26 protein-coding genes are annotated in these 25,892 nt (G+C 70.2%); 10 read left to right on the forward strand and 16 right to left on the reverse strand.

Features of this window, described 5'->3' with window-relative positions; genetic code table 11:
- Positions 1-16 precede the first annotated feature (16 nt).
- Positions 17-166, forward strand: coding sequence for a hypothetical protein (locus M8I34_RS31320; protein ID WP_018091848.1), 150 nt, complete (start codon positions 17-19; stop codon positions 164-166).
- 147 nt (positions 167-313) lie between these two features.
- Complete coding sequence (gene dapA, locus M8I34_RS31325) at positions 314-1,279, forward strand: 4-hydroxy-tetrahydrodipicolinate synthase (RefSeq protein WP_250055194.1); 966 nt, start codon at positions 314-316, stop codon at positions 1,277-1,279.
- On the opposite strand, the gene M8I34_RS31330 is transcribed toward dapA, so the two are convergent.
- The 12 genes from M8I34_RS31330 to M8I34_RS31385 form a co-directional block, all read right to left on the reverse strand.
- Positions 1,191-2,123: an EI24 domain-containing protein gene (locus tag M8I34_RS31330; RefSeq protein WP_250055196.1), complete on the reverse strand. Its 933-nt coding sequence runs from the start codon at positions 2,121-2,123 to the stop codon at positions 1,191-1,193. The two genes, dapA and M8I34_RS31330, sit on opposite strands and share 89 nt — an antisense overlap.
- Before the next feature lie 226 nt (positions 2,124-2,349).
- Positions 2,350-3,390 carry a 2,3,4,5-tetrahydropyridine-2,6-dicarboxylate N-succinyltransferase gene (gene dapD, locus M8I34_RS31335; RefSeq protein WP_250055198.1) on the reverse strand — a complete coding sequence of 347 codons (1,041 nt, stop codon included), beginning with the start codon at positions 3,388-3,390 and terminating at the stop codon, positions 2,350-2,352.
- Between the two features lie 121 nt (positions 3,391-3,511).
- Complete coding sequence (locus M8I34_RS31340; RefSeq protein WP_250055200.1) at positions 3,512-4,051, reverse strand: TetR/AcrR family transcriptional regulator; 540 nt, start codon at positions 4,049-4,051, stop codon at positions 3,512-3,514.
- Positions 4,051-4,371 (reverse strand): multidrug efflux SMR transporter, encoded by a 321-nt coding sequence (locus M8I34_RS31345; protein ID WP_250055203.1) that lies wholly within the window; start codon positions 4,369-4,371, stop codon positions 4,051-4,053. The genes M8I34_RS31340 and M8I34_RS31345 overlap by 1 nt, the downstream gene beginning before the upstream one ends.
- Before the next feature lie 158 nt (positions 4,372-4,529).
- Positions 4,530-4,865 (reverse strand): metal-sulfur cluster assembly factor, encoded by a 336-nt coding sequence (locus M8I34_RS31350; protein WP_030086261.1) that lies wholly within the window; start codon positions 4,863-4,865, stop codon positions 4,530-4,532.
- Positions 4,862-5,320 carry a Fe-S cluster assembly sulfur transfer protein SufU gene (gene sufU, locus M8I34_RS31355; RefSeq protein WP_030086263.1) on the reverse strand — a complete coding sequence of 153 codons (459 nt, stop codon included), beginning with the start codon at positions 5,318-5,320 and terminating at the stop codon, positions 4,862-4,864. Before sufU ends, M8I34_RS31350 begins: the two co-directional genes overlap by 4 nt.
- 54 nt (positions 5,321-5,374) lie before the next feature.
- Complete coding sequence (locus M8I34_RS31360) at positions 5,375-6,631, reverse strand: cysteine desulfurase (RefSeq protein ID WP_030988496.1); 1,257 nt, start codon at positions 6,629-6,631, stop codon at positions 5,375-5,377.
- Positions 6,628-7,392: a Fe-S cluster assembly ATPase SufC gene (gene sufC, locus M8I34_RS31365; RefSeq protein WP_250055205.1), complete on the reverse strand. Its 765-nt coding sequence runs from the start codon at positions 7,390-7,392 to the stop codon at positions 6,628-6,630. Before sufC ends, M8I34_RS31360 begins: the two co-directional genes overlap by 4 nt.
- Positions 7,393-7,399: 7 nt before the next feature.
- Positions 7,400-7,717 carry a non-heme iron oxygenase ferredoxin subunit gene (locus tag M8I34_RS31370; RefSeq protein ID WP_250055207.1) on the reverse strand — a complete coding sequence of 106 codons (318 nt, stop codon included), beginning with the start codon at positions 7,715-7,717 and terminating at the stop codon, positions 7,400-7,402.
- Complete coding sequence (sufD, locus tag M8I34_RS31375) at positions 7,714-8,898, reverse strand: Fe-S cluster assembly protein SufD (RefSeq protein WP_250055209.1); 1,185 nt, start codon at positions 8,896-8,898, stop codon at positions 7,714-7,716. The genes M8I34_RS31370 and sufD overlap by 4 nt, the downstream gene beginning before the upstream one ends.
- A gap of 59 nt (positions 8,899-8,957) precedes the next feature.
- Positions 8,958-10,379 carry a Fe-S cluster assembly protein SufB gene (gene sufB, locus M8I34_RS31380; RefSeq protein WP_250055211.1) on the reverse strand — a complete coding sequence of 474 codons (1,422 nt, stop codon included), beginning with the start codon at positions 10,377-10,379 and terminating at the stop codon, positions 8,958-8,960.
- Complete coding sequence (locus tag M8I34_RS31385; protein ID WP_250055213.1) at positions 10,376-11,236, reverse strand: metalloregulator ArsR/SmtB family transcription factor; 861 nt, start codon at positions 11,234-11,236, stop codon at positions 10,376-10,378. The genes sufB and M8I34_RS31385 overlap by 4 nt, the downstream gene beginning before the upstream one ends.
- Positions 11,237-11,516: 280 nt before the next feature.
- Here M8I34_RS31385 and M8I34_RS31390 point away from each other — a divergent pair, with 280 nt between their 5' ends.
- The 3 genes from M8I34_RS31390 to M8I34_RS31400 all read left to right on the forward strand — a co-directional run bounded on the left by M8I34_RS31390 (position 11,517) and on the right by M8I34_RS31400 (position 14,386).
- The gene (locus M8I34_RS31390) at positions 11,517-12,479 is read left to right on the forward strand and encodes an ABC transporter ATP-binding protein (protein ID WP_250055215.1); all 963 of its coding nucleotides are present in this window, start codon (positions 11,517-11,519) and stop codon (positions 12,477-12,479) included.
- A complete protein-coding gene (locus tag M8I34_RS31395) occupies positions 12,476-13,282 on the forward strand; it encodes an ABC transporter permease (RefSeq protein WP_250055217.1) in 807 nt (268 codons plus the stop codon). Before M8I34_RS31390 ends, M8I34_RS31395 begins: the two co-directional genes overlap by 4 nt.
- A 99-nt stretch (positions 13,283-13,381) precedes the next feature.
- Complete coding sequence (locus M8I34_RS31400) at positions 13,382-14,386, forward strand: COX15/CtaA family protein (protein WP_250055219.1); 1,005 nt, start codon at positions 13,382-13,384, stop codon at positions 14,384-14,386.
- On the opposite strand, the gene M8I34_RS31405 is transcribed toward M8I34_RS31400, so the two are convergent.
- The 3 genes from M8I34_RS31405 to M8I34_RS31415 all read right to left on the reverse strand — a co-directional run bounded on the left by M8I34_RS31405 (position 14,359) and on the right by M8I34_RS31415 (position 16,918).
- On the reverse strand, positions 14,359-15,405 hold the full coding sequence (locus M8I34_RS31405) for an amidohydrolase (RefSeq protein WP_250055221.1): 1,047 nt from the start codon (positions 15,403-15,405) through the stop codon (positions 14,359-14,361). The two genes, M8I34_RS31400 and M8I34_RS31405, sit on opposite strands and share 28 nt — an antisense overlap.
- 133 nt (positions 15,406-15,538) lie before the next feature.
- The gene (locus tag M8I34_RS31410; RefSeq protein ID WP_030988515.1) at positions 15,539-15,919 is read right to left on the reverse strand and encodes a hypothetical protein; all 381 of its coding nucleotides are present in this window, start codon (positions 15,917-15,919) and stop codon (positions 15,539-15,541) included.
- A 15-nt stretch (positions 15,920-15,934) separates the two neighbouring features.
- Positions 15,935-16,918 carry a heme o synthase gene (locus M8I34_RS31415; RefSeq protein WP_374211013.1) on the reverse strand — a complete coding sequence of 328 codons (984 nt, stop codon included), beginning with the start codon at positions 16,916-16,918 and terminating at the stop codon, positions 15,935-15,937.
- Between the two features lie 457 nt (positions 16,919-17,375).
- Between M8I34_RS31415 and tkt the strand changes: the two genes are divergently transcribed.
- Genes tkt through pgl form a run of 5 tightly spaced genes read left to right on the forward strand, consistent with a single transcriptional unit; the run spans position 17,376 to position 23,971 of the window.
- Positions 17,376-19,478, forward strand: a complete 2,103-nt coding sequence (gene tkt, locus M8I34_RS31420) for a transketolase (RefSeq protein ID WP_250055225.1) — start codon at positions 17,376-17,378, stop codon at positions 19,476-19,478.
- 34 nt (positions 19,479-19,512) lie between these two features.
- Complete coding sequence (tal, locus tag M8I34_RS31425; RefSeq protein ID WP_250055227.1) at positions 19,513-20,631, forward strand: transaldolase; 1,119 nt, start codon at positions 19,513-19,515, stop codon at positions 20,629-20,631.
- A gap of 6 nt (positions 20,632-20,637) precedes the next feature.
- A complete protein-coding gene (gene zwf, locus M8I34_RS31430) occupies positions 20,638-22,170 on the forward strand; it encodes a glucose-6-phosphate dehydrogenase (protein WP_030988523.1) in 1,533 nt (510 codons plus the stop codon).
- Positions 22,167-23,192 carry a glucose-6-phosphate dehydrogenase assembly protein OpcA gene (gene opcA / locus M8I34_RS31435; RefSeq protein WP_250055229.1) on the forward strand — a complete coding sequence of 342 codons (1,026 nt, stop codon included), beginning with the start codon at positions 22,167-22,169 and terminating at the stop codon, positions 23,190-23,192. Before zwf ends, opcA begins: the two co-directional genes overlap by 4 nt.
- The gene (pgl, locus tag M8I34_RS31440) at positions 23,189-23,971 is read left to right on the forward strand and encodes a 6-phosphogluconolactonase (RefSeq protein WP_250055231.1); all 783 of its coding nucleotides are present in this window, start codon (positions 23,189-23,191) and stop codon (positions 23,969-23,971) included. Before opcA ends, pgl begins: the two co-directional genes overlap by 4 nt.
- A gap of 90 nt (positions 23,972-24,061) precedes the next feature.
- On the opposite strand, the gene pgi is transcribed toward pgl, so the two are convergent.
- Positions 24,062-25,714: a glucose-6-phosphate isomerase gene (gene pgi / locus M8I34_RS31445; RefSeq protein ID WP_250055258.1), complete on the reverse strand. Its 1,653-nt coding sequence runs from the start codon at positions 25,712-25,714 to the stop codon at positions 24,062-24,064.
- Between the last annotated feature and the right edge of the window lie 178 nt (positions 25,715-25,892).

Genomic DNA, 25,892 nt, shown 5'->3' on the forward strand with positions numbered 1-25,892 from the left:
ACATTAGGGAGTCATCATGCCGAAGTCCCAGAACCGTAAGTCGGGCAACAAGGACCGTGCCGCCGAGCGGCGCACCGACCAGCGGAAGCCGAAGTCGTCGGAGGAGTCCGCCGCCGAGCGGACCCAGGACCTGAAGCGTTCGCGGAATGGCCTGACTGGCGCGTGATGGGCCTGTGATGCCCGAGCGGCCGTCGCACCGGAAGGCGCGGCGGCCGCTTCACGTTCCGGCCCCGCGCTGGACGTAGCGCTGCTTAACAAATCAGCCAGTACAACTAAGTGGACGTGAAATATGAGGCGCCCTCAGACTCCTGGCATGGAGACCATGACCACCCCCCTGGCACCCCCGGTGGCCGCACCGCCCTTCGGCCGTACCGCCATCGCCATGATCACCCCATTCACCGCCGACGGAGCGCTCGACACCGACGGCGCGCAGCGGCTCGCCACCCATCTCGTCGACGACGGCGGCTGCGACGCACTGGTGCTGAGCGGCACCACCGGGGAGTCCCCGACCACCTCGGACGCCGAGAAGGAAGCCCTGGTGCGGGCCGTGGCCGAGGCCGTCGGCGACCGGGCACGGATCACCGCGGGGGTCGGCACCAGCGACACCCAACACTCCGTCGCACTGGCCCGCAGCGCCGAACGGGCGGGCGCCCACGGCCTGTTGGTGGTCACGCCCTACTACTCGCGGCCCGCCCAGGAGGCCGTCGCCCACCACCTGCGGACGGTCGCGGACGCCACCGGACTGCCGGTGATGCTCTACGACATCCCGGGCCGCACCGGCACCGCACTGACCGCCGCGACGCTGCTGCGACTGGCCGCCCATCCACGGATCGCGGGGGTCAAGGACTGCGCCTACGACCCGCTGAAGTCCGCGAAGGTCCTGGCCTCGACCGGCCTGGCCTACTACGCGGGCTGCGACGAGCAGATCCTCCCGCTCCGCGCGCTCGGCGGCAGCGGCTGTGTCAGCACCGCCGGCAATGCCGCGCCGCGGGCGGTACGTGCCGTACTGGACGCCTTCGACGCCGGCGACACGGCCGAGGCAACCCGCCGTCAGCTCGCGCTGCTCCCGCTCATCGAGGCGGTGACCGGCGGCGAGCACCCCGGCACGGTCACCGCGAAGGCGCTGCTCAACCACCTCGGCCTGCCCGCGGGACCGGTCCGCGGTCCGCTGCTGGCGGCGGACGCCCAGCTCACCAGCCGGCTGGCGGACGCGCTGCGGACGACTCTGGACCGGACGGCGGATGTGGGTACTGCGGTGCCTGCGGCTGTCCCTGGCTAGCGGGGAACGGGCCGGGCGCCGGCCCGAAGCCGCCCGGCTGCCCGTACGGCGCCCCGGCCCGGTCCTGCCCGTACGGGCCCTCGCCCCGGTCCGGCGCGGGCGGCTCCTCCTCGTCCACCAGGTCCCGTACCAGCAGCGTCGCGCCGGCCACCGCGCCCGGCATCAGCGCCACCGCGACGAAGGGGATCAGGAACAGCAGCACGACCGGGGTGCCGAAGCCGATCGCGAGCGCCTTGCGGCCCCGCAGCAGCCGCAGCCGCTCGCGCACCGGAATGTCCCGGCGCTGCATGGCCACCGAGGTCAGCTCGACGGCGAGGAAGAAGCCGGAGACACAGAAGCCGAGGACCGGGATCACGGTCTGGCCGAGGAACGGCACGAACCCGAGGGCGAACAGCAGGATCCCGAAACCGGCGGCCCGCAGCAGCACATGGACGCTGTCCCGCAGGGCGATCCAGATCTCCTGCCACAGCGGGCGGTCCGGGGACGGCGGGCAGTACCCCTCGGACTCCTCGACCTTCTCCGACAGCGACTCGTAGAAGGGGTCGCCGATGAGCAGGGTGACGGCGGTGAACGTCAGCACCGACAGCATCAGCCCGCCGGCGAACAGCAGCCCCACGAACACCCCGCGCAGCAGCCCCTGCCACGGCGAGCCCCAGTCGTCGGCGAACGGCGTCGCCCAGGCGGCGATATCGCCGGACCAGAGGGCGAGCACGGTGAGCACCCCGGCGTACAGCACCAGCGCGATCAACGCCGGAATCAGCCCGAATCCCCACCACCGGCCGTGCTGGGCGACCCAGCGCTGCCCCTTGCCCAGATACCGCATCCCCGCTACAAGATCACGCATAACGCAAAGCCTATCGGCGTCCGGCCGGGCCGGGCACAGGGGCTGCGCGGAAGCGGAAAAGGGCAGCGGCCCGGCGGTTCTCCCGCCGGGCCGCTGCCGCCACCGTGAACACTCGGCCGTGCACGGTCAGTTGCGCACGGTCACTTGCGCACGGCCGGCCGTGCCGGTGCGCTCAGCCGCGGCTGAGCTCTCACTTGCCGCTGTGCGCCCGGTGACGGCCGTGCGCTCAGTTGTGGCTGTGCAGCACCTCGTTGAGGCCGCCCCAGGTCGCCTTGTTCGGGCGGGCCTCGACGGTGCCGGTGGTGGAGTTGCGGCGGAAGAGGATGTTGTCCGCGCCGGAGAGCTCCAGGGCCTTGACGATCTGGCCGTCGGGCAGCGTGACACGGGTGCCGGCGGTGACGTACAGGCCCGCCTCGACGACACACTCGTCGCCGAGCGCGATCCCGATGCCCGACTCGGCGCCCAGCAGGCAGCGCTCGCCGATCGAGATGATCTGCTTGCCGCCGCCGGAGAGGGTGCCCATGGTGGAGGCGCCGCCACCGATGTCGGAGCCGTCGCCGATGACCACGCCCGCGCTGATCCGGCCCTCGACCATGGAGGTGCCCAGCGTCCCGGCGTTGAAGTTGACGAAGCCCTCGTGCATGACGGTGGTGCCGGCCGCGAGGTGCGCGCCCAGGCGCACCCGGTCGGCGTCCGCGATCCGCACCCCGGTGGGCGCGACATAGTCGGTCATCCGCGGGAACTTGTCGATGCTGGTGACCATCAGGTGCAGCCCCTCGGCGCGGGCGTTCAGCCGCACCGTCTCCACCTGGTCGACGGCCACCGGGCCCAGCGAGGTCCAGGCGACGTTGGCCAGCAGGCCGAACATGCCCTCCAGGTTCTGCCCGTGCGGCTTGACCAGCCGGTGGCTGAGCAGGTGGAGACGCAGGTAGGCGTCGTGCGCGTCCAGCGGCTTGTCGTCGAGGGAGGCGATGACCGTACGCACGGCGACGACCTCGACATCACGGACCGGGTCGGGACCGATCGCCTTGAGCACGGTGGCGCCCAGGAGTTCGGTGGCGCGCGCGTCGTCGAGGCGCTCGGTGCCGGCCGGGCCGGGGCCCTCGGCCGTCACGGCGACCAGCTCGGGCGCCGGGAACCAGGTGTCGAGAACGGTGCCGTCGGAGGTGACGGTGGCGAGCCCGGCGGCGACGGCGCCGGGGATGGGGGCACCTCCCAGCCCGTTCAGGGCCTGGGGGAGGGAAGCGGAAACAGCAGCATCGGTCATGTCCGAAACCTAACCGGAGGGCGCCCGCCGAGGCGAACCGGTCTCAACGACCGGGCCCCCCTCCGCACGGGTCGCGCCACCCCGCCCGCCGGGCCCGGAAGACGGCCCGCTGCCGGACGGCTCAGTCCAGCACCCCGGCCAGCCCGGCCCGCACCGCCTCGGGGTCGAAGGGCTGCCCGGTCAGCAGATGCTGCAACACCAGCCCGTCGACGAGGGCCACCACCGTCCGCGCCGTGCGCAGATCGCCGATCCGCTGTCCGAGCAGCCGCACCATCTCGTCCAGGCATTCGGCGGCGATCGGCCGCACCGCCTCGTGCCGCAGCGCCGCCAGATACAGCTCGTACTCCAGCTCCATCCGCCTGCGGTCACCGGTGAGCGTGTCCTCGACCAGCCTCGCGACCTTCTCGGCGAGCGGTGCCGCCGGATCGATGCCGTCGACCCAGCGTGCGAAGTCGTCCAGGCACACGACGTTGGACTGCCGCAACGCGGCGACCAGCAGGTCGTCCAGGGTCGCGAAGTGGTAGGTGGTCGAGCCGAGCGGCACATCCGCCGCGGCGGCCACGGCGCGGTGGCTGAGCCCGGCGATCCCGCGCTCACCGACCACGGCGATCGCCGCATCGATGATCCGCTGCCGCCGGTCCGGATCGTAGCGCCGGGCCATCAGTGCGCCCCGTCCAGATTCAGCACCACGACCCCGGCGATGACCAGCAGCACCCCGAGGAGCTTCAGCGCAGTGGCGCTCTCCCCCAGGAAGACCATCCCGATCATCGCGATCACCGCCGTTCCGGCGCCGGACCAGATGGCGTACGCGGTGCCGACGCTCATCGTTTTGAGCGTCTGGGCCAGCAGCGCAAAGGCGAGCAGATAACCCAGCGCGGTGGCCAGCGACGGCCACAGTCTGCTGAAGCCGTCGCTGTACTTCATCGCGGTGGTCGCGAGGATCTCGGAGAGGATCGCGCAGGCAAGCGTCACGTAGACCATGTGGACGAGCGTACACAACGTTGCGTACGGCCGTACATAACTTTCGTGGGTCCGTCCCGCGGCGGGACCCACCGGGCCCCGGCACAGCGATACGGCCGCGCCCTCCGGGATATCCGGTGGGCACGGCCGTATCGGCGGGTCTTGCGGGTGGCGACGTCTCAGACGTTGAAGCCCAGCGCGCGCAGCTGCTCGCGGCCGTCGTCAGTGATCTTGTCCGGGCCCCACGGGGGCATCCAGACCCAGTTGATCTTCAGCTCGTTGACGATGCCGTCCGTGGCGGACTTCGCCTGGTCCTCGATGACGTCGGTCAGCGGGCAGGCCGCGGAGGTCAGCGTCATGTCGATGGTGGCGATGTTGGCGTCATCGACGTGGACGCCGTAGATCAGCCCCAGGTTGACGACATCGATGCCCAGCTCGGGGTCGACGACGTCGTAGAGCGCCTCGCGGACCTCCTCCTCGGAAGCCGGCTTGGTGGTGGTCGGGGTGTCGGTCATGCGGTCTTCGCCTCCTCGGAGAGGGCCTTGGCCGTGGCGTCCTTCCAGGCCATCCAGCTGAGCAGCGCGCACTTCACTCGCGCGGGGTACTTCGAGACACCGGCGAACGCCACCGCGTCCTCCAGTACCTCCTCCATGGCGTCATCCGGCTCGATCTGGCCCTTGGACTGCATCAGCTCCAGGAACGTCTCCTGGATCTTCTGCGCCTCACCGAGCTCCTTGCCGACGAGGAGGTCGTTGAGCACCGACGCACTGGCCTGGCTGATGGAGCAGCCCTGGCCCTCGTAGGACACATCCTCAATCGTCGCGCCGTCGAGCCGCACGCGCAGCGTGATCTCGTCACCGCACGTGGGGTTGACATGGTGCACCTCGGCGTCGCCGTCCCGAAGACCGCGCCCGTGCGGGTGCTTGTAGTGGTCCAGGATGACGTCCTGGTACATGGAATCCAGCTTCACGGCTCAGTCAGTCCTCGTCCTCATCCGCTGTGCTTGGTAACCGGCTGTGTCTGTTTAACCGAAGAAGTTGCGGACGTGCTCCAGGCCCTCGACCAAGGTGTCGACCTCGGCGGGGGTGGAGTACAGATAGAACGACGCTCGCGTGGTCGCAGGAATTCCGTAGCGCAGGCAGACCGGCCGTGCGCAGTGGTGACCCACGCGGACCGCGATGCCCTGCTCGTCCAGCACCTGGCCGACGTCGTGCGGATGGATGTCGCCGAGCGTGAAGGAGAGCGTCGCCCCGCGGTCCTCGGCCGTGCTCGGGCCGATGATGCGCAGGTCGGGGACCTCCAGCAGCCGCTTGACGGCGTACTCGGTGATCGCGTGCTCATGCGCGGCGATGTTGTCCATGCCGATCGAGGCGAGGTAGTCCACGGCCGCGCCGAGGCCGACGGCCTGGGCGATCGGGGGCGTACCGGCTTCGAACTTGTGCGGCGCGGGCGCATAGGTCGAGGAGTGCATCGAGACGGTCTCGATCATCTCGCCGCCACCGAGGAACGGCGGGAGGTCCTCCAGCAGCTCCTGGCGGCCCCACAGCACACCGATGCCGGTCGGGCCGCACATCTTGTGGCCGGTGAAGGCCACGAAGTCGGCCTGGAGCGCCTGCACGTCCAGCACCATGTGCGGGGCGGCCTGCGAGGCGTCGATGCAGACCAGCGCGCCGACCTCCTGGGCGCGGCGGATGATCGTCTCGACCGGGTTGATGGTGCCCATGATGTTCGAGACCAGCGTGAAGGAGACGATCTTCGTCTGCTCCGTGATGACCTCGTCGATGTTGGACAGGTCGAGCCGGCCGTCGTCGGTGATGCCGAACCACTTCAGCTTCGCGCCGGTGCGCTGCGAGAGCAGCTGCCACGGGACGATGTTGGAGTGGTGCTCCATCTCCGTGATGACGATCTCGGTCTCGCGGTCCACGCGGTAGGGCTCATCGGCCCAGCCGAGCATGTTGGCCACGAGGTTGAGCGACTCCGAGGCGTTCTTGGTGAAGATCACCTCGTCGCGGCTCGGCGCGTTGATGAAGGCGGCCACCTTGTCGCGGGCGCCTTCGTACAGCGCCGTGGCCTCCTCGGCGAGCACATGCACGCCACGGTGGACGTTGGCGTTGTGCTGCTCGTAGTACTCGTTCAGCGCGTCGAGCACCTGGCGGGGCTTCTGCGAAGTCGCCGCGTTGTCCAGGTAAACGATCTTCTTCCCGTCGTGGACCACGCGATCCAGGAGGGGGAAGTCCTTACGGATCGCCTCTGTGTCGAGGAGGCCCGGCATCTGTGTCACGCGGTTGCGCCACCCTTCGTGTACTCCTCGTAGCCCTCGGCCTCGAGCTTGTCGGCGAGCTCGGCGCCGCCGGACTCGGCGATCCGGCCGTTCGCGAAGACGTGCACCTGGTCGGGCTTGATGTAGCGCAGGATGCGCGTGTAGTGGGTGATCAGCAGGGTGCCGACCTCACCGGTCTCGCGGACGCGGTTGACGCCCTCGGAGACGGTGCGCAGCGCGTCGACGTCCAGGCCGGAGTCGGTCTCGTCGAGGATCGCGATGGCCGGCTTGAGCAGCTCCAGCTGGAGGATCTCGTGGCGCTTCTTCTCACCGCCGGAGAAGCCCTCGTTGACGTTGCGCTCGGCGAACGCCGGGTCCATGGAGAGACGCTCCATGGCCTCCTTGACCTCCTTGACCCACAGCCGCAGCTTGGGGGCCTCGCCGCGGATCGCGGTCGCGGAGGTGCGCAGGAAGTTGGAGACCGAGACGCCGGGCACCTCGACCGGGTACTGCATGGCGAGGAAGACGCCGGCCCGGGCGCGCTCGTCGACGGACATCTCCAGGACGTCCTCGCCGTCGAGGGTGACGGTGCCGCCGGTGATCGTGTACTTGGGGTGACCCGCGAGCGAGTAGGCGAGGGTCGACTTGCCGGAGCCGTTGGGGCCCATGATGGCGTGCGTCTCGCCCTGCTTCACAGTCAGGTCGACGCCCTTCAGGATCTCGCGCGGGCCGTTCTCGGCCTCGACGGAGACGTGCAGGTCGTGGATCTCAAGCGTTGCCATGGGGAACTCAGGACTCCTGGGTGACGGAGACGAGCACGTCGTCCCCTTCGATCTTTACGGGGTATACGGGGACGGGGCGCGTCGCGGGAAGGCCGCTCGGCTTGCCGGTGCGCAGGTCGAAGCTGGAACCGTGCAGCCAGCACTCGATCGAGCAGTCCTCGACCTCGCCCTCCGAGAGGGAGACGTTCGCGTGCGAGCAGATGTCGTTGATCGCGAACACCTCGCCCTCGGTGCGGACCAGCGAGACGGGCGTGCCGTCGAGCTCCACCCGCTTGGGGGTGTTCTCTTCCAGCTCGCTGAGCGCCGCTGCGCGTACGTACGTCATGCCGCGGACGCTTCCAGCTCGGCCTCGATCTTGCTCATCAGACGCTCTTCGACGTCCGGGAGACCGATCTGCTGGACCAGCTCGGCGAAGAAGCCGCGGACGACCAGTCGGCGGGCCTCGTCGGCCGGGATGCCGCGGGCCATCAGGTAGAACAGCTGCTCGTCGTCGAAGCGGCCGGTGGCCGAGGCGTGGCCGGCGCCGACGATCTCGCCGGTCTCGATCTCGAGGTTGGGGACCGAGTCGACCCGCGCGCCGTCGGTGAGGACGAGGTTGCGGTTGAGCTCGTAGGTGTCCGTGCCGGTCGCGGACGCCTGGATGAGGACATCGCCGATCCAGACCGCGTGCGCGTCCTGGCCCTGGAGCGCGCCCTTGTACGTGACGTGGGAGCGGCAGTTGGAGGCCTCGTGGTCGACCATGAGGCGGTGCTCCTGGTGCTGGCCCTCTTCGGTGAAGTACAGACCGTAGAGCTCGGCCTCGCCGCCGGGTCCCGCGTACGTGATGCGCGGGTGCAGCCGGACGAGGTCGCCGCCGAAGGTGACCACCACGGACTTGAAGCTCGCGTCCCGGCCGACGAGGGCGTTGTGCTGCCCGACGTGCACGGCCTGGTCGTCCCAGTCCTGGACGGAGACGACGGTCAGCTTGGCGCCGTCACCGAGGAGGTAGTCGACGTTGGCGGCGAGCACCGCGTCACCGGTGTGGTCGATGACGACGACCGCCTCGGCGAAGGCACCCAGCTCGATGACCTGGTGGCCGAAGGCCGTGCCGCCGTCGCCGTGGACGGCGATCCGGATCGGCTCGGTGAGCACGGTCTCCTTGGGGACCGAGACCACCGAGGCCTTCTCGAAGGAGCTGTACGCCTGGGCGGCGACCCGGTCCACGGGCTTGCCGGCCTTGCCGACGCGGGCGTCGTCGCGGTCGACCAGCTCGTGGGTGACGCCCTCGGGCGCGGTGATGTCGATCTTCAGGTCGGCACCACCGGCGACGGCGGTGCCGTCGTGCAGGCCCCGCAGGCGCGCGAGGGGCGTGAAGCGCCACTCCTCCTCGCGGCCGTGCGGCACCGGGAAGTCCGCCACGTCGTAGGACGGCGGGGCGCTCATCCGGGTGGCGACGGTGGACTCCGCGGCCACCGCGATGGAGCCGGTGGTCGTGGAACCCGCCGGGATGTTCTGAGCCTCAGCCATGGCTGTCGTAGTGCTCGCTTTCTGCAATCAGAGAGTCAGTCGCTGCTGGGGGCCGGGCGTCAGCCGACCGAACCTTCCATTTGCAGCTCGATCAGCCGGTTGAGCTCCAGCGCGTACTCCATCGGCAGCTCACGCGCGATCGGCTCGACGAAGCCGCGCACGATCATCGCCATGGCCTCGAACTCCGTCAGGCCGCGTGCCATCAGGTAGAAGAGCTGGTCCTCGCTGACCTTCGAGACGGTCGCCTCGTGACCCATGGAGACGTCGTCCTCGCGGACGTCGACGTAGGGGTAGGTGTCCGAGCGGGAGATGGTGTCCACCAGCAGGGCGTCACACAGCACGTTGGACTTGGAGCCCGCGGCGCCCTCGCCGATCTCGACGAGGCCTCGGTAGGAGGTGCGGCCGCCGCCTCGTGCCACCGACTTGGAGACGATGTTGGAGGAGGTGTTCGGCGCCATGTGGACCATCTTGGAGCCGGCGTCCTGGTGCTGGCCCTCGCCCGCGAAGGCGATGGACAGGGTCTCGCCCTTGGCGTGCTCGCCCATCAGGTAGACCGCCGGGTACTTCATGGTCACCTTGGAGCCGAGGTTGCCGTCGACCCACTCCATGGTCGCGCCCTCGTAGGCGACGGCGCGCTTGGTGACCAGGTTGTAGACGTTGTTCGACCAGTTCTGGATGGTCGTGTAGCGGCAGCGGCCGCCCTTCTTCACGATGATCTCGACGACCGCGGAGTGCAGCGAGTCCGACTTGTAGATCGGCGCCGTGCAGCCCTCGACGTAGTGGACGTAGGCGTCCTCGTCGACGATGATCAGCGTCCGCTCGAACTGGCCCATGTTCTCCGTGTTGATCCGGAAGTAGGCCTGGAGCGGGATGTCCACGTGGACACCCTTGGGGACGTAGATGAACGAGCCGCCGGACCACACCGCGGTGTTCAGCGACGCGAACTTGTTGTCGCCGACCGGGATGACCGTGCCGAAGTACTCCTGGAAGAGCTCCGGGTGCTCCTTGAGCGCGGTGTCGGTGTCCAGGAACAGGACGCCCTGCTCCTCCAGGTCCTCACGGATCTGGTGGTAGACGACCTCGGACTCGTACTGCGCGGCGACACCGGCGACCAGGCGCTGCTTCTCCGCCTCGGGGATGCCGAGCTTGTCGTAGGTGTTCTTGATGTCCTCGGGCAGGTCCTCCCAGGAGGCGGCCTGCTGCTCGGTGGAGCGGACGAAGTACTTGATGTTGTCGAAGTCGATGCCCGACAGGTCCGAGCCCCAGTTCGGCATGGGCTTCTTGCCGAACAGCTTCAGACCCTTGAGGCGGAGCTTGAGCATCCACTCCGGCTCACTCTTCTTCGCCGAGATGTCGCGGACGACGGCCTCGGAAAGACCGCGCTTGGCCGAGGCGCCGGCCACGTCGGAGTCGGCCCAGCCGTATTCGTACTTGCCCAGGCCCTCGAGCTCAGGGTGAGCAGTCTCCGTAGGGAGCGTCATGCGGGGTTCCTCCCGGCCGTGCTTGCAGATGCTGTGGTGGTCTTGGTGGTGCGTGCGGTGCTGTGAGCGGCCTTGCCGGCACCGGCCTTCGGGATGAAGGTCGTGCACACTCCGTCGCCGTGGGCGATGGTGGCAAGTCGCTGTACGTGGGTCCCGAGCAATCGGGAGAAGACCTCGGTCTCCGCCTCGCACAGCTGCGGGTACTGCTCGGCGACATGGGCAACCGGGCAGTGGTGCTGGCAGAGCTGTTCACCGAGCTGGGGATTGGGGGCGCTGCGCGCCGTAGCAGCGTACCCGTCGGCGGTCAACGCCTTCGCCAGGGCCTCGGTACGGGCCTCGGGATCGGCGGACTCGACCGCCTTGCGGTAGCCCTCGGCCTGGACGGCGAGCCGTGCGCGGGCGAACGCGGCGACGGCGGCCTCGCCCTTCTCGCCGCCGCCCGCGCTCTGCGCGATCCAGCGCAGCGCGTCGGAGGCGAGCTGGTCGTAGGCCTGGTCGAAGGCGTCGCGCCCGCAGTCGGTGAGGGCGAAGGCCTTGGCCGGGCGGCCGCGGCCCCGCGCGCCGTAGACCCGCTTCTCGCGGGGCTCGACGACGCCCTCGGCGGCCAGCGCGTCCAGATGCCGGCGGACGGCCGCCTGGGTCAGTTCCAGCCTCAGGGCCAGCTCGGCGGCGGTGGACGGACCGTGGTCGAGAATGGAGCGGGCGACCCTGTTGCGGGTGCCCTGCTGTTCGTCGTGCGGCGCCGGGGCAGGCGCGGCGCCCGTCCCGCGCCGCTCGGTCTGCTCGTGCGCGGAGGCGGCCGGCCCGGCGGTCTGTTCGACCTCGGGCCCTTCCTGATCCTCGCTCGCGTATTTCACAACGCCATTGTTGCGTAATTCGCCAAAGCGATACAAGCCTCGTCCGGATCACGGACGGGTGGCCTCTATCACTTAGGCTGCCCTAATTTCAAGTACCTTCCGAGCCCCTGGAAGCCCTGCCGACCTGCGACGGGACGGTCCCGCCGGGTGGGGGCGCACCGGGGCGCGAGGGGCGGCGAAATTGGTAGGGCCGCACACCGCCGGATTGCGTACCCGGGCGCGGAAAAGCAGCTGCGCCCCCGTTGAAGTACTCCCCGCCACTCTCCGTAGACTGCCCGCCATGCGCAGCACCTCCCCGGGGGGCGCCCCCCGGACCCCCGGACGAGAGCCTGCCGTCGAGGTCGACGGCCTGGTCAAGCGATACGGGACCAAGACCGCCGTGGACGGCCTCGACCTGACCGTCGCACGCGGCGCGGTGACCGCCGTGCTCGGCCCCAACGGCGCCGGCAAGACCACCACCGTCGAAATCTGCGAGGGCTACCGCCGCCCGGACGCCGGCCGGGTCCGGGTCCTGGGCCTGGACCCGGTCGCCGACGCCGCGGCGCTGCGGCCGCGGATCGGCGTGATGCTCCAGTCCGGCGGCGTCTACGCGGGCGCCAAGGCGGAGGAGATGCTGCGGCACACCGCCACCCTTCACGCCCACCCCCTCGACGTCGGCCTGCTCATCGAGCGGCTCGGCCTGGGCAGCTGCGGCCGGACGCCCTACCGGCGGCTGTCCGGCGGCCAGCAGCAGCGCCTCGCGCTGGCGATGGCCGTGGTCGGCCGCCCCGAACTGGTCTTCCTCGACGAGCCGACGGCCGGCCTCGACCCGCAGGCCCGGCACGCCACCTGGGACCTCGTACGGGAACTGCGCGCCGACGGCGTCAGCACCGTACTGACCACCCACTTCATGGACGAGGCCGAGCAGCTCGCCGACCACGTCGCGATCATCGACGGCGGCCGGGTGATCGCCCAGGGCACCCCGGACGAGCTGTGCCGCGGCGGCGCGGAGAACAGCCTGCGCTTCACCGGCCGCCCCGGCCTCGACATCGCCTCGCTCCTCAAGGCGCTGCCCGCCGACAGCGCCGCCACGGAACCTGCCGCCGGCGTCTACCGCGTGCACGGCAAGGTCAACCCGCAGCTGCTGGCCACCGTCGCCTCCTGGTGCGCCCAGAACGGCGTGATGCCCGACGCGATAGCCGTCGAACGCCACACCCTGGAGGACGTCTTCTTGGAGCTCACCGGCAAGGAGCTGCGCGCATGACCACGACCGAGGCCGGTGGCGTCACCGGCACGTTCACCCCGCGGCCCGGTGCGGCCCCGCTGCCCCGGATGATCCGCGCACAGGCGGCCCTGGAGACCAGGATGCTGCTGCGCAACGGCGAGCAGCTGCTGCTGACCGTCATCATCCCGACGCTGCTGCTGGTGCTGTTCTCCGCCGTCGACATCGTCGCGGTGCCCACCGATACGGCGGGCGGTGCGGGCCGCTCCGTCGACTTCCTGGCGCCCGGCATCCTGGCGCTCGCCGTGCTGTCGACCGCGTTCACCGGCCAGGCCATCGCGACCGGCTTCGAGCGGCGCTACGGGGTGCTCAAGCGGCTCGCCGTCTCACCGCTGCCGCGCTGGGGGCTGATGACCGCCAAGACCTGCGCGGTGCTGGTCACCGAGGTCCTCCAGGTCGCGCTGCTGACGGCCGTGGCCCTGGCGCTGGGCTGGTCCCCGCACGGCAACCCGCTCTCCGTGGTGCTGCTGCTCCTGCTGGGCACCGCCGCCTTCTCGGGCCTGGGCCTGCTGATGGCCGGCACCCTCAAGGCCGAGGCCACCCTCGCGGCGGCCAACCTGGTGTTCCTGCTGCTGCTGGTCGGCGGCGGCGTGATCGTCCCGCTGGAGAAGTTCCCGGAGGCCGCCCAGAGCGTCCTCGGGCTGCTGCCGATCGCGGCGCTGTCCGACGGGCTGCGCGACGTCCTCCAGCACGGCGCCGGCATCCCCTGGCGGGACCTGGGCATCCTGGCCGGCTGGTCGGTGCTGGGTCTGGGCACGGCGGCCCGCTTCTTCCGCTGGGAGTGAGCCGCCGGACGGCCGTGATGCGGAGTGGTTCCGAGCGGGTCCGGTGGGTTACGCACCCCTCGTGAAAGTTTGCACAAGGCGCCGCCTACGATGGCTCCCGTGCCGAACACGCTGAATCCCCTTGAGCTGATCGCCCGCCGCTGGCAGCCGTCCGCGGCCTTTGTGCGCCGGGCCGCGCTGGCCACCGTCGTCATGGCCGTGATCATCGTCGTCACGGGTGGCGCGGTCCGGCTCAGCCAGTCCGGGCTGGGCTGCTCGACCTGGCCCAAGTGCACGCCGGACAGCCTGACTCCGACCGCCGCGATGGGCATCAACGGGCTCATCGAGTTCGGCAACCGCATGCTCACGTACGTCCTGTGCGCGGTGGTCGGCCTGTTCATCATCGCCGCCCGCGCCCGTCACCCCCGGCGCCGCTCGCTCACCCGGCTCGGCTGGGCGCAGTTCTGGCTCGTCATGAGCAACGCCGTCATCGGCGGCGTCACGGTCCTCACCGGCCTGAACCCGTACATCGTCAGCTCGCACTTCCTGGCGGCCACGGCGCTGCTCACGGTCGCGGTACTGAGCTGGAAGCGGGCGAGCGAGGGCGACGAGGAACCGCGCGATCTGGTCCCCCGTCCGGCGCGGCAGCTGGCCCGGCTGCTGGTGGCCGCGACCGGCGCGCTCACCGTCATCGGCACGGTCGTCACGGGCACCGGCCCGCACGCGGGCGACGCCAAGAAGGTCCACCGCATCCCGCTGGACTGGCAGGAGATCACCCAGCTGCACGTCGACTTCGTCTACATCGTCGTCGGCCTGTCCGTCGCCCTGTGGTTCACGCTGCGCGCCGTCAAGGCGCCGGCCGCCCCGCGCCGGACGCTCCTGGAGCTGTTCGCCTGTATCGCGCTCCAGGGCGTCATCGGCTACGTCCAGTACTTCATGGGTCTGCCCGAGATCGTCATCGGGCTCCACATGCTGGGTTCGGCCCTGGTGTGGATCTGTGTGCTGCGGGTCGGTCTGTCGCTGCGCGACCGCGGTCCGCTCCAGGAGGAGGACCCCAGCGGGTCCGTTCCCGCCGGCGAGCAGGAGGCCGCCGCACCTCAGCCGGCCTCCGCGCTCAGCCGGTAGACCCGGCGCGCGGTCCCCGACCCGACCATCTCGGTGATCCGCCGCCCGTCCTCGGTGCCGCACAGCCCCTCGTCGGTCCACTCCCGTACGAGGCGGCCCATGGCCCGCAGAAAGCACCGGGCGCCGGTCACATACAGCTCGGGCAGCCCGCGGGCGCCCGAGGAGAACAGCAGCTTGCCGAACGGCGCCTGACCGAGCGTCTCCTCCGGGCAGGGCCCGGCGTCCGCGTACACATGGGTGTGCACCGCGGCGAGCTGTGCCGCCCGCCGGTGGTGCGGCGCCCGCGGCAGCAGCACGAGAGCCGAGCCGATACCGGTCGTGGCACGCAGAAAGCCCGCCAGCGGCCCCGGGTCGGGGCAGTGCAGCTGCACCGGAAGACCGGTCGCCACCGCGCTCCACAGCAGATGCCGTACGAGCGCGGGCTCGCCCAGCCGCTCGCCGGGCCGGCGGCCGCGCAGCCAGCGGTCCGCGGCGCGCCGTACCTCGCCGGCCTCGGGGGCGTGCCCGTCGCAGTAGGTGGCGCCGGAGGCGAAGGCGGTGGTGTGCTGGGCCGCGGCGTACAGGGCCTCGGCGGTGTAGCCGAGGAAGGAGTCGACGCTGCCGGAAGTGTCGGCGACCTGCTCCGCGAGCGGTTCGAGCCGTACGACCTCATGGGCCTCGGCCTCGGCGGCGGTGGCGAGTTCGGTGGCCGAGGTCAGCTCGCTGGGGGTGCCGGCCTCCAGCAGGAACGTGCCGATGCCGGAGCCGCGCAGCAGCAGACGTCCGGCCCGGTAAGCGCCGACCTCGCGCCGGCGGGCCAGGTAGCGGGCGGGCGGGCAGTGCGGGTCCAGGCCCAGCAGCGGGGGGCACCAGCGGCGTATCGCCAGGCCGGTGAAGCTGTCGAAGTAGCTGGTGCCGACGGGGGCCGGGCCGTGTGCGCCGACCGCGGCCGCGAGGTGGGTCTCGAAGGAGCCGAGGCCGAGCTCGCCATGCACCGCACCATGGCTGTACTGATCGATGAGCGGTGGAAGTCCGTCCATCCGCCCCTCCTCGCCGAGAACCCGCCGAGCGCGGCCGGAGCGCCGCGCCTGGTGGGCTTAACGGGCGAGGAGGTGGTGAGGTAGCGGGCTCCGCTTCCGGCGTACGCCCCGGCGCACGGCGCCCGGCACCCCGTCAGCTGTTGGCCGGGCCGCCCACCTGGATGCCCGCCATCCGGGACCACTCGTAGCGGCCGGTACGGACCTTGGCGGCGAAGTCGCCGTCGAAGTCGTCGTGGAGCGTGATGCCGGCCTTGTCGGCGGCGTCCTTGGCGGAGCCGAAGGTGTCCGCGACGAGGTTGCCCCACTCGCCGTCGGCCCCGACGAGCGCGATCCGGGTGCGGCCGCGGCCGATGTGTGCGAGCTGGCCTTCGGCGCTGCCGCCGTGGGTGGCGGCGAAGGCACGGATCTGCTTGGCGAGCTTGTCCGCGCGCTTGCCGGCCCGCTTGTCGGTGCGCGCCCCGGCCGCCGTCTCCGTCTGCTCGTCTGCCTGCTGGGTGTCTGCCATGAACAGCATGCTACCCATCGGTAATCAGTGAAGGAAGGGATCCACGGCGACGGCGACGAACAGCAGCGACACATAGGTGATGGACCAGTGGAACAGCCGCATCTCCTTGAGCTTGGCGCCCGTGATCCCGGCCTTGGCGCGGGCCTGGAGACCGTGCGCCTCCTTGAGCCAGAAGACGCCGCAGGCGACCGCGACGACGGTGTAGAACCAGCCCGTGTAGCCCAGCGGCTGGAGCAGCAGCGACACGGCCACCATCACCCAGCTGTAGGCGACGATCTGCCGCGCGACGGCCTTGTTGCCCACGACGGCCGGCAGCATCGGCACACCGACGCGCGCATAGTCGTCCTTGACCTTCATCGACAGCGGCCAGTAGTGCGGCGGCGTCCAGAAGAAGATGACGAGGAAGAGGACCAGCGCGGCCCAGGACACCGAATTCGTCACCGCGGACCAGCCGATGAAGACCGGCATACAGCCCGCGATACCGCCCCAGACGATGTTCTGGCTGGTCCGCCGCTTGAGGATCATCGTGTAAACGACGACGTAGAAAAACAGCGCACCGAGCGACAGCATGGCCGACAGCGGGTTGACGAGGACCCAGAACCAGGCCGTGGAGCCGACCGCGAGGGCGGTCGCGAAGACCAGGCATTCGCGGGGGCTCACCATGCCGGTGATCAGGGGCCGCTGGGACGTACGGTCCATCAGCGCATCGATGTCACGGTCGATGTACATGTTGAAGGCGGCGGCACCACCGGCGGAGAGATATCCGCCGATGCAGGTCGCCAGCACCAGCCACAGGTCAGGTACACCCTTGGCCGCCAGGAACATCACCGGCACGGTGGTCATCAGCAGCAGCTCGATGACCCGTGGCTTGGTCAGCGCCACGAACGCCTTGACGCGGGCCCCGAACGGCCGCTCACCGGGATTCCGGGGAACTTGAGAGCACTCCCCCACAGCCTTGACGGCGTGGGCGGTGCCCCCACCCGCGGGTCGGGATTCGACGGCCGTCACGCACACCCCTGGAAGTAACATCGGCGGCCTTTGCCGCAGAAGAGATAAGGCCTGCAAGCCCTTCCGGCCGTGAATACCCGGTGAAGGGCTTGCGCGTACCACGCCACTTTAGACGTTGGCCATACGGCGATCTTCGCGGGGGTGGGGTCGTGTTGGGCGCCCGGCCGTGGGGTGGTGACGGCATCTTCCCCCTGGCATCCGCCCGGCGTTCGGGAGGCGAAGGGGGCCGCCGCCCGGCAGTCTGGTCGTAGGGCCTCACCTCAGGACCGGGAATGCCCCAAGTCCTGAGGTAAGCGCCCGAAGCGGCGAGACGCCATGGCCTACGCCCACCGACTGAGCGCCGAAATCGCCGACTGAGCGTCGAAAAGACGCACGCCCTTGCGGGGGTAGGCTCGACACCGCCTGGCGGACATACCGTCCGCGGCATTCGACATGTGGAGAGGAGCCCTGACTCAGGGTGAGCACCAAGCCGACCACCACAGATCTCGAGTGGACCGAACTGGATCAGCGGGCAGTGGACACCGTCCGTGTCCTGGCCATGGATTCCGTGCAGAAGGTCGGTAACGGCCATCCCGGTACGGCCATGAGCCTGGCGCCGGCCGCCTACCTTCTCTTCCAGAAGCTGATGCGGCACGACCCGGCGGACGCGAACTGGACCGGCCGCGACCGGTTCGTCCTCTCCGCGGGCCACTCCAGCCTGACCCTCTACATCCAGCTCTACCTCGCCGGTTACGGCCTGGAGCTGGACGACCTGAAGGCGTTCCGCACCTGGGAGTCGAAGACCCCGGGCCACCCCGAGTACGGCCACACCACCGGCGTGGAGACCACCACCGGCCCGCTGGGCCAGGGTGTCGCCAACGCGGTGGGCATGGCGATGGCCGCCCGTTACGAGCGCGGTCTGTTCGACCCGGACGCGCCCCAGGGCAGCTCGCCCTTCGACCACACCATCTACGCCATCGCCGGCGACGGCTGCCTCCAGGAGGGCATCTCCGCCGAGGCGTCCTCGCTCGCGGGCCACCAGAAGCTCGGCAACCTCATCATGCTGTGGGACGACAACCACATCTCGATCGAGGGCGACACCGAGACCGCGGTCTCCGAGGACACCTGCAAGCGCTACGAGGCCTACGGCTGGCACGTGCAGCGGGTGGCTCCGAAGGCGAACGGCGACCTGGACCCCGAGGCGCTGTTCCGCGCCATCGAGGCGGCGAAGGCCGAGACCGGGCGCCCGTCGTTCATCGCGATGCGCTCGATCATCGCCTGGCCGGCCCCCAACGCCCAGAACACCGAGGCCGCGCACGGCTCGGCGCTGGGCGACGAGGAGGTCGCGGCCACCAAGCGTGTCCTGGGCTTCGACCCGGAGCAGTCCTTCGAGGTCCCCGAGGAGGTGCTCGCGCACACCCGCGCGGCACTCGACCACGGCCGTGACCTCAAGAAGGAGTGGGAGAAGGGGTTCGCCGACTGGCGCACGACCCAGCCCGAGCACGCCGCGGAGTTCGACCGGATCGCCGCGGGCGAGCTGCCCGAGGGCTGGGCGGACCACCTCCCGTCGTTCGAGACCGGCAAGGCCGTGGCCACCCGCGCCGCGTCCGGCAAGGTACTGCACGCGCTCGGTGCGGTCATCCCCGAGCTGTGGGGCGGCTCCGCCGACCTGGCGGGCTCGAACAACACCACGATCGACAAGACCTCGTCGTTCCTGCCCGAGGGCAACCCCCTGCCGGGCGCGAACCCGTACGGCCGCACGATCCACTTCGGTATCCGTGAGCACTCCATGGCCGCGGAGATGAACGGCATCACTCTGCACGGCAACACCCGTGTCTACGGCGGCACCTTCCTGGTGTTCTCCGACTACATGCGCAACGCCGTCCGGCTGTCCGCGCTGATGCACCTGCCGGTGACGTACGTGTGGACGCATGACTCCATCGGCCTGGGCGAGGACGGCCCGACCCACCAGCCGGTCGAGCACCTGGCCGCGCTGCGCGCCATCCCGAACCTGAACATCGTGCGTCCGGCCGACGCCAACGAGACCGCCATCGCCTGGCGCGAGATCCTCAAGCGCTGGACCAAGGAGTACGGCGTGGGGGCCCCGCACGGCCTCGCGCTGACCCGTCAGGGCGTGCCGACGTACCCGGCCGACGAGGACACCGCCAAGGGCGGCTACATCCGGTTCGACGCCGAAGGGGCCGACGGCAAGAGCACCACGCCGCAGGTCGTGCTGATCGGTACCGGTTCCGAGCTCCAGCTCGCCGTCGAGGCGCGCGAGCAGCTTCAGGCCGAGGGCGTCCCCACCCGCGTGGTGTCGATGCCGTGCGTCGAGTGGTTCGAGCAGCAGGACCAGGCCTACCGCGACAGCGTGCTCCCCCCGTCCGTCAAGGCCCGTGTCGCCGTCGAAGCCGGCATCGGTCTGACCTGGCACCGCTTCGTCGGTGACGCCGGACGCATCGTGTCCCTGGAGCACTTCGGTGCCTCGGCCGACGCCAAGGTGCTGTTCCGCGAGTTCGGCTTCACCGCCGACGCGGTCGCCTCCGCCGCCCGGGAATCGATCGAAGCCGCCGCGCGCTGACGCCCGTACACGACAAGTAGGAGATGCAGAACCCATGACAGACGCACTCAAGCGCCTCTCCGACGAAGGCGTCGCGATCTGGCTGGACGACCTGTCGCGCAAGCGCATCACGTCCGGCAACCTCGCCGAGCTGATCGACCAGCAGCACGTCGTCGGTGTCACGACGAACCCGTCGATCTTCCAGAAGGCGATCTCCTCGGGTGACGGCTACGAGCAGCAGCTCGCCGACCTCGCCGCCCGTAAGGTCACCGTCGAGGAAGCCATCCGCATGATCACGACGGCGGACGTCCGTGACGCCGCCGACATCCTGCGTCCGGTCTTCGACGCCACCGGCGGCCAGGACGGCCGGGTCTCGATCGAGGTGGACCCGCGCCTGGCGCACCACACCACCCCGACCATCGCCGAGGCCAAGCAGCTGGCGTGGCTGGTGGACCGCCCGAACACGCTGATCAAGATCCCGGCCACCAAGGCGGGCCTCCCGGCGATCACCGAGGTCATCGGCCTCGGCATCAGCGTCAATGTCACGCTGATCTTCTCGCTGGAGCGCTACCGCGAGGTCATGGACGCCTACCTGGCGGGCCTGGAGAAGGCCAAGGCCGCGGGCCTGGACCTGTCCCTGATCCGTTCGGTGGCGTCGTTCTTCGTGTCCCGTGTGGACACCGAGATCGACAAGCGCCTGGAGAAGCTGGGCACGGACGAGGCCAAGGGCCTCAAGGGCAAGGCCGCGCTGGCCAACGCCCGGCTGGCCTACGAGGCGTACGAGGAGGTCTTCTCCTCGGACCGCTGGGCCGCCCTCGACAAGGCCGGCGCCAACAAGCAGCGTCCGCTGTGGGCCTCGACCGGTGTCAAGGACCCGGCCTTCAAGGACACGCTGTACGTGGACGAGCTGGTCGCCCCGGGCACGGTCAACACCATGCCGGAGGCCACCCTGGAGGCCACCGCCGACCACGGCGCGATCACCGGTGACACCGTGCGCGGCACGTACGACGCCGCCAGGGCCGACCTGGAGGCGATCGGAAAGCTCGGGATCTCGTACGACGACGTCGTGCGGGTCCTGGAGGACGAGGGCGTGGAGAAGTTCGAGGCGTCCTGGAACGACCTGCTCAAGTCCACGGAGGCGGAACTCGCGCGCCTCGCTCCCTCGGAGGGCTGATCTCCCTTGTCTGATGCACACGGAGCCAACCCGCTTCGTGACGCCCTGGACCGACGGCTCCCGCGTATCGCGGGGCCGTCGGGCCTGGTGATCTTTGGCGTCACGGGCGATTTGTCCCGTAAAAAGCTGATGCCTGCTGTCTACGACCTGGCCAACCGCGGTCTGCTGCCGCCGGGTTTCTCGCTCGTCGGGTTCGCCCGCCGGGAGTGGGAACACGAGGACTTCGCGCAGGAGGTGTACACGGCTGTCAAGGAACACTCGCGTACGCCGTTCCGCGAGGAGGTCTGGCAGCAGCTCGTCCAGGGCTGCCGCTTCGTCCAGGGCAACTTCGACGACGACGAGGCCTTCGAGACGCTCAAGGAGACGATAAACGAGCTCGACAAGGCCCAGGGCACCAACGGCAACTTCGCCTTCTACCTGTCCGTACCGCCGAAGTTCTTCCCCCAGGTCGTCCAGCAGCTGAAGAAGCACGGGCTGGCCGACCAGAAGGAGGGCTCCTGGCGGCGCGCGGTCATCGAGAAGCCGTTCGGGCACAACCTGGAGAGCGCCAAGGAGCTCAACCGGATCGTCCACGAGGTCTTTCCGCCCCACGAGGTCTTCCGGATCGACCACTACCTGGGCAAGGAGACGGTCCAGAACATCCTGGCGCTGCGCTTCGCCAACACGATGTTCGAGCCGCTGTGGAACCGCAGCTACGTCGACCATGTCCAGATCACGATGGCCGAGGACATCGGCATCGGCGGCCGGGCCGGCTACTACGACGGCATCGGCGCCGCCCGTGACGTCATCCAGAACCACCTCCTCCAGCTGCTGGCGCTGACCACGATGGAGGAGCCCTCCTCCTTCGAGGCGGATTCGCTGGTCGCGGAGAAGACCAAGGTGCTGGGCGCGGTCCGGCTGCCCAAGGATCCCGGCAGGGAGACGGTCCGCGCGCAGTACACGGAGGGCTGGCAGGGCGGCGAGAAGGCCGTCGGCTACCTCCAGGAAGACGGCATCGACCCGAAGTCGAAGACCGACACCTATGCCGCGATCAAGCTGTCGATCGACAACCGCCGCTGGGCGGGCGTCCCGTTCTACCTGCGTACCGGCAAGCGCCTCGGCCGCCGCGTCACCGAGATCGCGGTGATCTTCCAGCGCGCCCCGCACTCCCCCTTCGACCGCACCGCCACCGAGGAACTGGGGCAGAACGCCCTGGTCATCCGGGTGCAGCCGGACGAGGGCGTGACCGTCAGGTTCGGCTCCAAGGTGCCGGGCACCTCGATGGAGGTGCGGGACGTGTCGATGGACTTCGCCTACGGCGAGTCCTTCACGGAGTCCAGCCCCGAGGCCTACGAGCGGCTGATCCTCGATGTGCTGCTCGGCGACGCCAACCTCTTCCCGCGCGTGGAGGAGGTGGAGCAGTCCTGGCGGATCCTCGACCCGATCGAGGAGTACTGGGACAAGCACGGCAGGCCCGCGCAGTACCCGGCGGGCACGTGGGGCCCCACCGAGGCGGACGAAATGCTCGCACGAGACGGACGGAGCTGGCGTCGGCCATGAAGATCGATTTGACGGAAACCACGTCCAGCAAGATCAACAAGGCACTGGTCCAGGGCCGCCGCGCCATCGGCACCCCGGCCATCGGCATGGTGCTCACCCTCGTCATCGTCACCGACGAGGAGAACGCCTACGACGCGCTGCGGGCGGCCAACGACGCGTCCCGTGAGCACCCCTCGCGCACGCTCGTGGTCATCAAGCGGGTCAGCCGGTCGCCGCGCGACCGCGCCAAGGCCCGCCTCGACGCCGAGGTGCGGCTCGGCACGGAAGCCGGCACCGGCGAGACGGTCATACTCCGGCTGTACGGCGATGTGATCGACCACGCCCAGTCGGTGGTGCTGCCGCTGCTGCTGCCGGACGCCCCGGTCGTGGTCTGGTGGGCGGTGAACGCCCCGCTGGACCCGGCCAAGGATCCGCTGGGCGCGCTGGCCCAGCGCCGGGTCACCGACGCCTACGCCGCCGAGCAGCCCATCCAGGAGCTGTCCGCGCGCGCCGACACCTACACGCCGGGCGACACGGACCTGTCCTGGGCCCGCATCACGCCCTGGCGCTCGATGCTGGCGGCGGCGCTCGACCAGGCCCCGTGCAAGGTCACCTCGGCCGAGGTGACCGGCGAGGAGTTCAACCCCAGCTGCGAGCTGCTCGCCATGTGGCTGGCCGACAGGCTGAAGATCCCGGTCACCCGCAAGGTCTCCGACGGCCCCGGTCTGACGGCCGCACGGATGGAGTCCGCCAACGGCGCGATCGTGCTGGACCGCCCGGACGGTTCGCTGGCCACGCTCTCGATGCCGGCCCAGCCGGACCGCGCGGTGGCGCTCAAGCGGCGGGACACCGCCGAGCTGCTCGCCGAGGAGCTGCGCCGGCTCGACCCGGACGAGATCTACGCCCAGTCGCTGAAGTACGGCGTGGACCGGATCGGTGACGGCAGGAGCGGGAACCCGGGCGCCGGCGAGCCGGCGGCCGGCGAGAGCGCCCCGGAGAAGCCCGCGGCGAAGAAGGCCGCAAAGAAGGCGGCCGCCAAGTGAGCGCTCCGCAGGTGGTCGTCCACCGCGACAAGGAGCTGATGGCCAAGGCCGCGGCGGCCCGGCTGATCACGAAGATCGTGGACGCGCAGGCCGCCCGCGGCTTCGCCTCCGTGGTCCTGACGGGCGGGCGCAACGGCAACGGGCTGCTCGCGGCCCTCGCCGAGGCACCCGCCCGGGACGCGGTGGACTGGTCGCGGCTCGACCTGTGGTGGGGCGACGAGCGGTTCCTGCCGGACGGCGATCCGGAGCGCAACTACACCCAGGCCAGGGAGGTGCTGCTGGACAGCGTCCCGCTGGACCCGTCCCGGGTACACCCCATGCCCCCGTCGGACGGCCCGTACGGCAATGACGCCGACGCCGCCGCCGAGGCGTACGCGGCCGAACTCGCCGCCGCCGCGGGCCCCGAGGACCACGGCCCGGTGCCGTCCTTCGACGTGCTGCTGGTGGGGGTCGGCCCGGACACCCATGTCGCCTCGCTCTTCCCTGAGCTGCCTGCCGTCTACGAGCAGGAGCGGACGGTGGTGGGGGTGCACGGCGCACCGAAGCCGCCGCCCACCCGCATCTCGCTGACCCTGCCCGCGATCCGCGCGGCACGGGAGGTGTGGCTGCTGGCGGCCGGCGAGGACAAGGCCAACGCCGCAGCCATGGCCCTCTCCGGCGCCGGAGAGGTCCAGGCCCCGGCAGCCGGCGCACGGGGCCGCAGCCGGACCCTGTGGCTGCTGGACGAGGCGGCGGCGGCCCAGCTGCCGCGCGACCTCTACCCGCCGGCGTCGGCCTGACCGCCGCACCGGGCCATGCCGAAGGCCCCGCACCCTCCAGGGTGCGGGGCCTTCGGCGTCACCACGGTCGACCTGCGGCGATCCGGCGGATCAACGCCCGCGCAGCTCCCGGTACTTGGCGACCAGGCCGGACGTGGAGGCGTCGAGGCCCGGCACCTCGGCGCCCTCCGTCAGCGCCGGTTCGACGCGCTTGGCGAGGACCTTGCCCAGCTCCACGCCCCACTGGTCGAAGGAGTCGATGTTCCACACCGCGCCCTGGACGAACACCTTGTGCTCGTAGAGCGCGACCAACTGGCCCAGCACGGACGGGCTGAGCTCCTTGGCCAGGATGGTGGTGTTGGGGCGGTTGCCCGGGAACGTCTTGTGCGGCACCAGTTCCTCGGCCACGCCCTCGGCGCGCACCTCGTCGGGCGTCTTGCCGAACGCCAGCGCCTGGCCCTGGGCGAACAGATTGGCCATCAGCAGGTCGTGCTGGGCGACCAGGCCCGGCTGGAGATCGGCGACCGGCCGGGCGAAGCCGATGAAGTCGGCCGGGATCATCTTCGTGCCCTGGTGGAGCAACTGGTAGTACGCGTGCTGGCCGTTCGTGCCGGGGGTGCCCCAGACGACGGGGCCGGTCTGCCAGTCGACCCGGTTGCCCTCGCGGTCGACGGACTTGCCGTCGGACTCCATGTCCAGCTGCTGGAGGTAGGCGGTGAACTTGGAGAAGTAGTGGCTGTAGGGCAGCACGGCATGCGACTGGGCGTCCCAGAAGTTGCCGTACCAGATGCCGAGCAGTCCCAGCAGCAGCGGGACGTTCTCCTGCGGCGGGGCGGTGCGGAAGTGCTCGTCGACGAGGTGGAAGCCGGCCAGCATCTCGCGGAAGCGCTCCGGGCCGATCGCCACCATCAGCGACAGGCCGATGGCGGAGTCGTAGGAGTAACGGCCGCCGACCCAGTCCCAGAACTCGAACATGTTGTCCGTGTCGATGCCGAACTCCGCGACCTTCCCGGCGTTGGTCGACACCGCCACGAAGTGCTTGGCGACGGCTTCGGTCCCGGCGCCCAGACCGGTCAGCAGCCAGTCGCGGGCCGAGGTGGCGTTGGTGATCGTCTCGATGGTGGTGAAGGTCTTCGAGGCGACGATGAACAGCGTCTCGGCCGGGTCCAGATCGCGCACCGCCTCGTGCAGATCGGCGCCGTCCACATTGGAGACGAAGCGGAACTGCATGTCCCGGTGGGTGAAGGCGCGCAGCGCCTCGTACGCCATCGCCGGACCCAGGTCCGAGCCGCCGATACCGATGTTGACGACGGTCTTGATGCGCTTGCCGGTGTGGCCCTTCCAGTCGCCGGAGCGGATCCGGTCGCAGAAGGTGCCCATCCTCGTCAGGACGTGGTGCACTCCGGGGACGACGTTCTCGCCGTCGCTCTCGATGACCTCGGAGGCGGGGGCGCGCAGCGCGACGTGCAGCACGGAGCGCTGCTCGGTGACGTTGATCTTCTCCCCGCGGAACATCGCGTCCCGCAGCTCCGCCACACCGGTCGCCGCGGCCAGGTCGCGCAGCAGCTCCAGTGTCTCGTCGGTGACCAGGTGCTTGGAGTAGTCCAGGTGCAGATCACCGACCTGGAGGGTGTAGCGCTCGGCGCGCGCCGGGTCCCGCTCGAAGAGCTCGCGCAGATGCACCTGCGCCAGCTGCTCCCGGTGCTTGCTCAGCGCGGTCCACTCAGGCATCTGATCGAGCCTGCTGCGGCCTTCTGCGTTCATCTCGGACATCAGCCTTCTTCATCTCGTACCGGCCCCGCCATCTCCCAACCTAATTGATCAGCGCGCGATGGGGGCACCTCCCACTCGAGCGAAGCCGAGAGTGGGGGAAGGTAGCTGTCCGCTGTCGGACGGGACGCTGTCGGGGGCCTGAAGAACAGGTATCGGCGGGCACCTACGC

It is taken from the genome of Streptomyces sp. MCA2 (assembly GCF_023544705.1).
GTDB lineage: Bacteria > Actinomycetota > Actinomycetes > Streptomycetales > Streptomycetaceae > Streptomyces > Streptomyces decoyicus.

Bases quoted from the DNA above. Each gene is read 5' to 3' on its own strand.
- M8I34_RS31370 (WP_250055207.1), bottom strand. From the start codon at position 7,717: ATGACGTACGTACGCGCAGCGGCGCTCAGCGAGCTGGAAGAGAACACC.
- tal (WP_250055227.1), top strand. From the start codon at position 19,513: ATGACAGACGCACTCAAGCGCCTCTCCGACGAAGGCGTCGCGATCTGG.
- M8I34_RS31410 (WP_030988515.1), bottom strand. From the start codon at position 15,919: ATGCTGTTCATGGCAGACACCCAGCAGGCAGACGAGCAGACGGAGACG.
- dapA (WP_250055194.1), top strand. From the start codon at position 314: ATGGAGACCATGACCACCCCCCTGGCACCCCCGGTGGCCGCACCGCCC.
- pgi (WP_250055258.1), bottom strand. From the start codon at position 25,714: ATGAACGCAGAAGGCCGCAGCAGGCTCGATCAGATGCCTGAGTGGACC.
- M8I34_RS31345 (WP_250055203.1), bottom strand. From the start codon at position 4,371: ATGGTCTACGTGACGCTTGCCTGCGCGATCCTCTCCGAGATCCTCGCG.
- M8I34_RS31390 (WP_250055215.1), top strand. From the start codon at position 11,517: ATGCGCAGCACCTCCCCGGGGGGCGCCCCCCGGACCCCCGGACGAGAG.
- sufB (WP_250055211.1), bottom strand. From the start codon at position 10,379: ATGACGCTCCCTACGGAGACTGCTCACCCTGAGCTCGAGGGCCTGGGC.
- M8I34_RS31405 (WP_250055221.1), bottom strand. From the start codon at position 15,405: ATGGACGGACTTCCACCGCTCATCGATCAGTACAGCCATGGTGCGGTG.
- M8I34_RS31340 (WP_250055200.1), bottom strand. From the start codon at position 4,051: ATGGCCCGGCGCTACGATCCGGACCGGCGGCAGCGGATCATCGATGCG.
- M8I34_RS31350 (WP_030086261.1), bottom strand. From the start codon at position 4,865: ATGACCGACACCCCGACCACCACCAAGCCGGCTTCCGAGGAGGAGGTC.
- M8I34_RS31330 (WP_250055196.1), bottom strand. From the start codon at position 2,123: ATGCGTGATCTTGTAGCGGGGATGCGGTATCTGGGCAAGGGGCAGCGC.
- M8I34_RS31395 (WP_250055217.1), top strand. From the start codon at position 12,476: ATGACCACGACCGAGGCCGGTGGCGTCACCGGCACGTTCACCCCGCGG.
- dapD (WP_250055198.1), bottom strand. From the start codon at position 3,390: ATGACCGATGCTGCTGTTTCCGCTTCCCTCCCCCAGGCCCTGAACGGG.
- M8I34_RS31320 (WP_018091848.1), top strand. From the start codon at position 17: ATGCCGAAGTCCCAGAACCGTAAGTCGGGCAACAAGGACCGTGCCGCC.
- sufC (WP_250055205.1), bottom strand. From the start codon at position 7,392: ATGGCAACGCTTGAGATCCACGACCTGCACGTCTCCGTCGAGGCCGAG.
- sufD (WP_250055209.1), bottom strand. From the start codon at position 8,898: ATGGCTGAGGCTCAGAACATCCCGGCGGGTTCCACGACCACCGGCTCC.
- opcA (WP_250055229.1), top strand. From the start codon at position 22,167: ATGAAGATCGATTTGACGGAAACCACGTCCAGCAAGATCAACAAGGCA.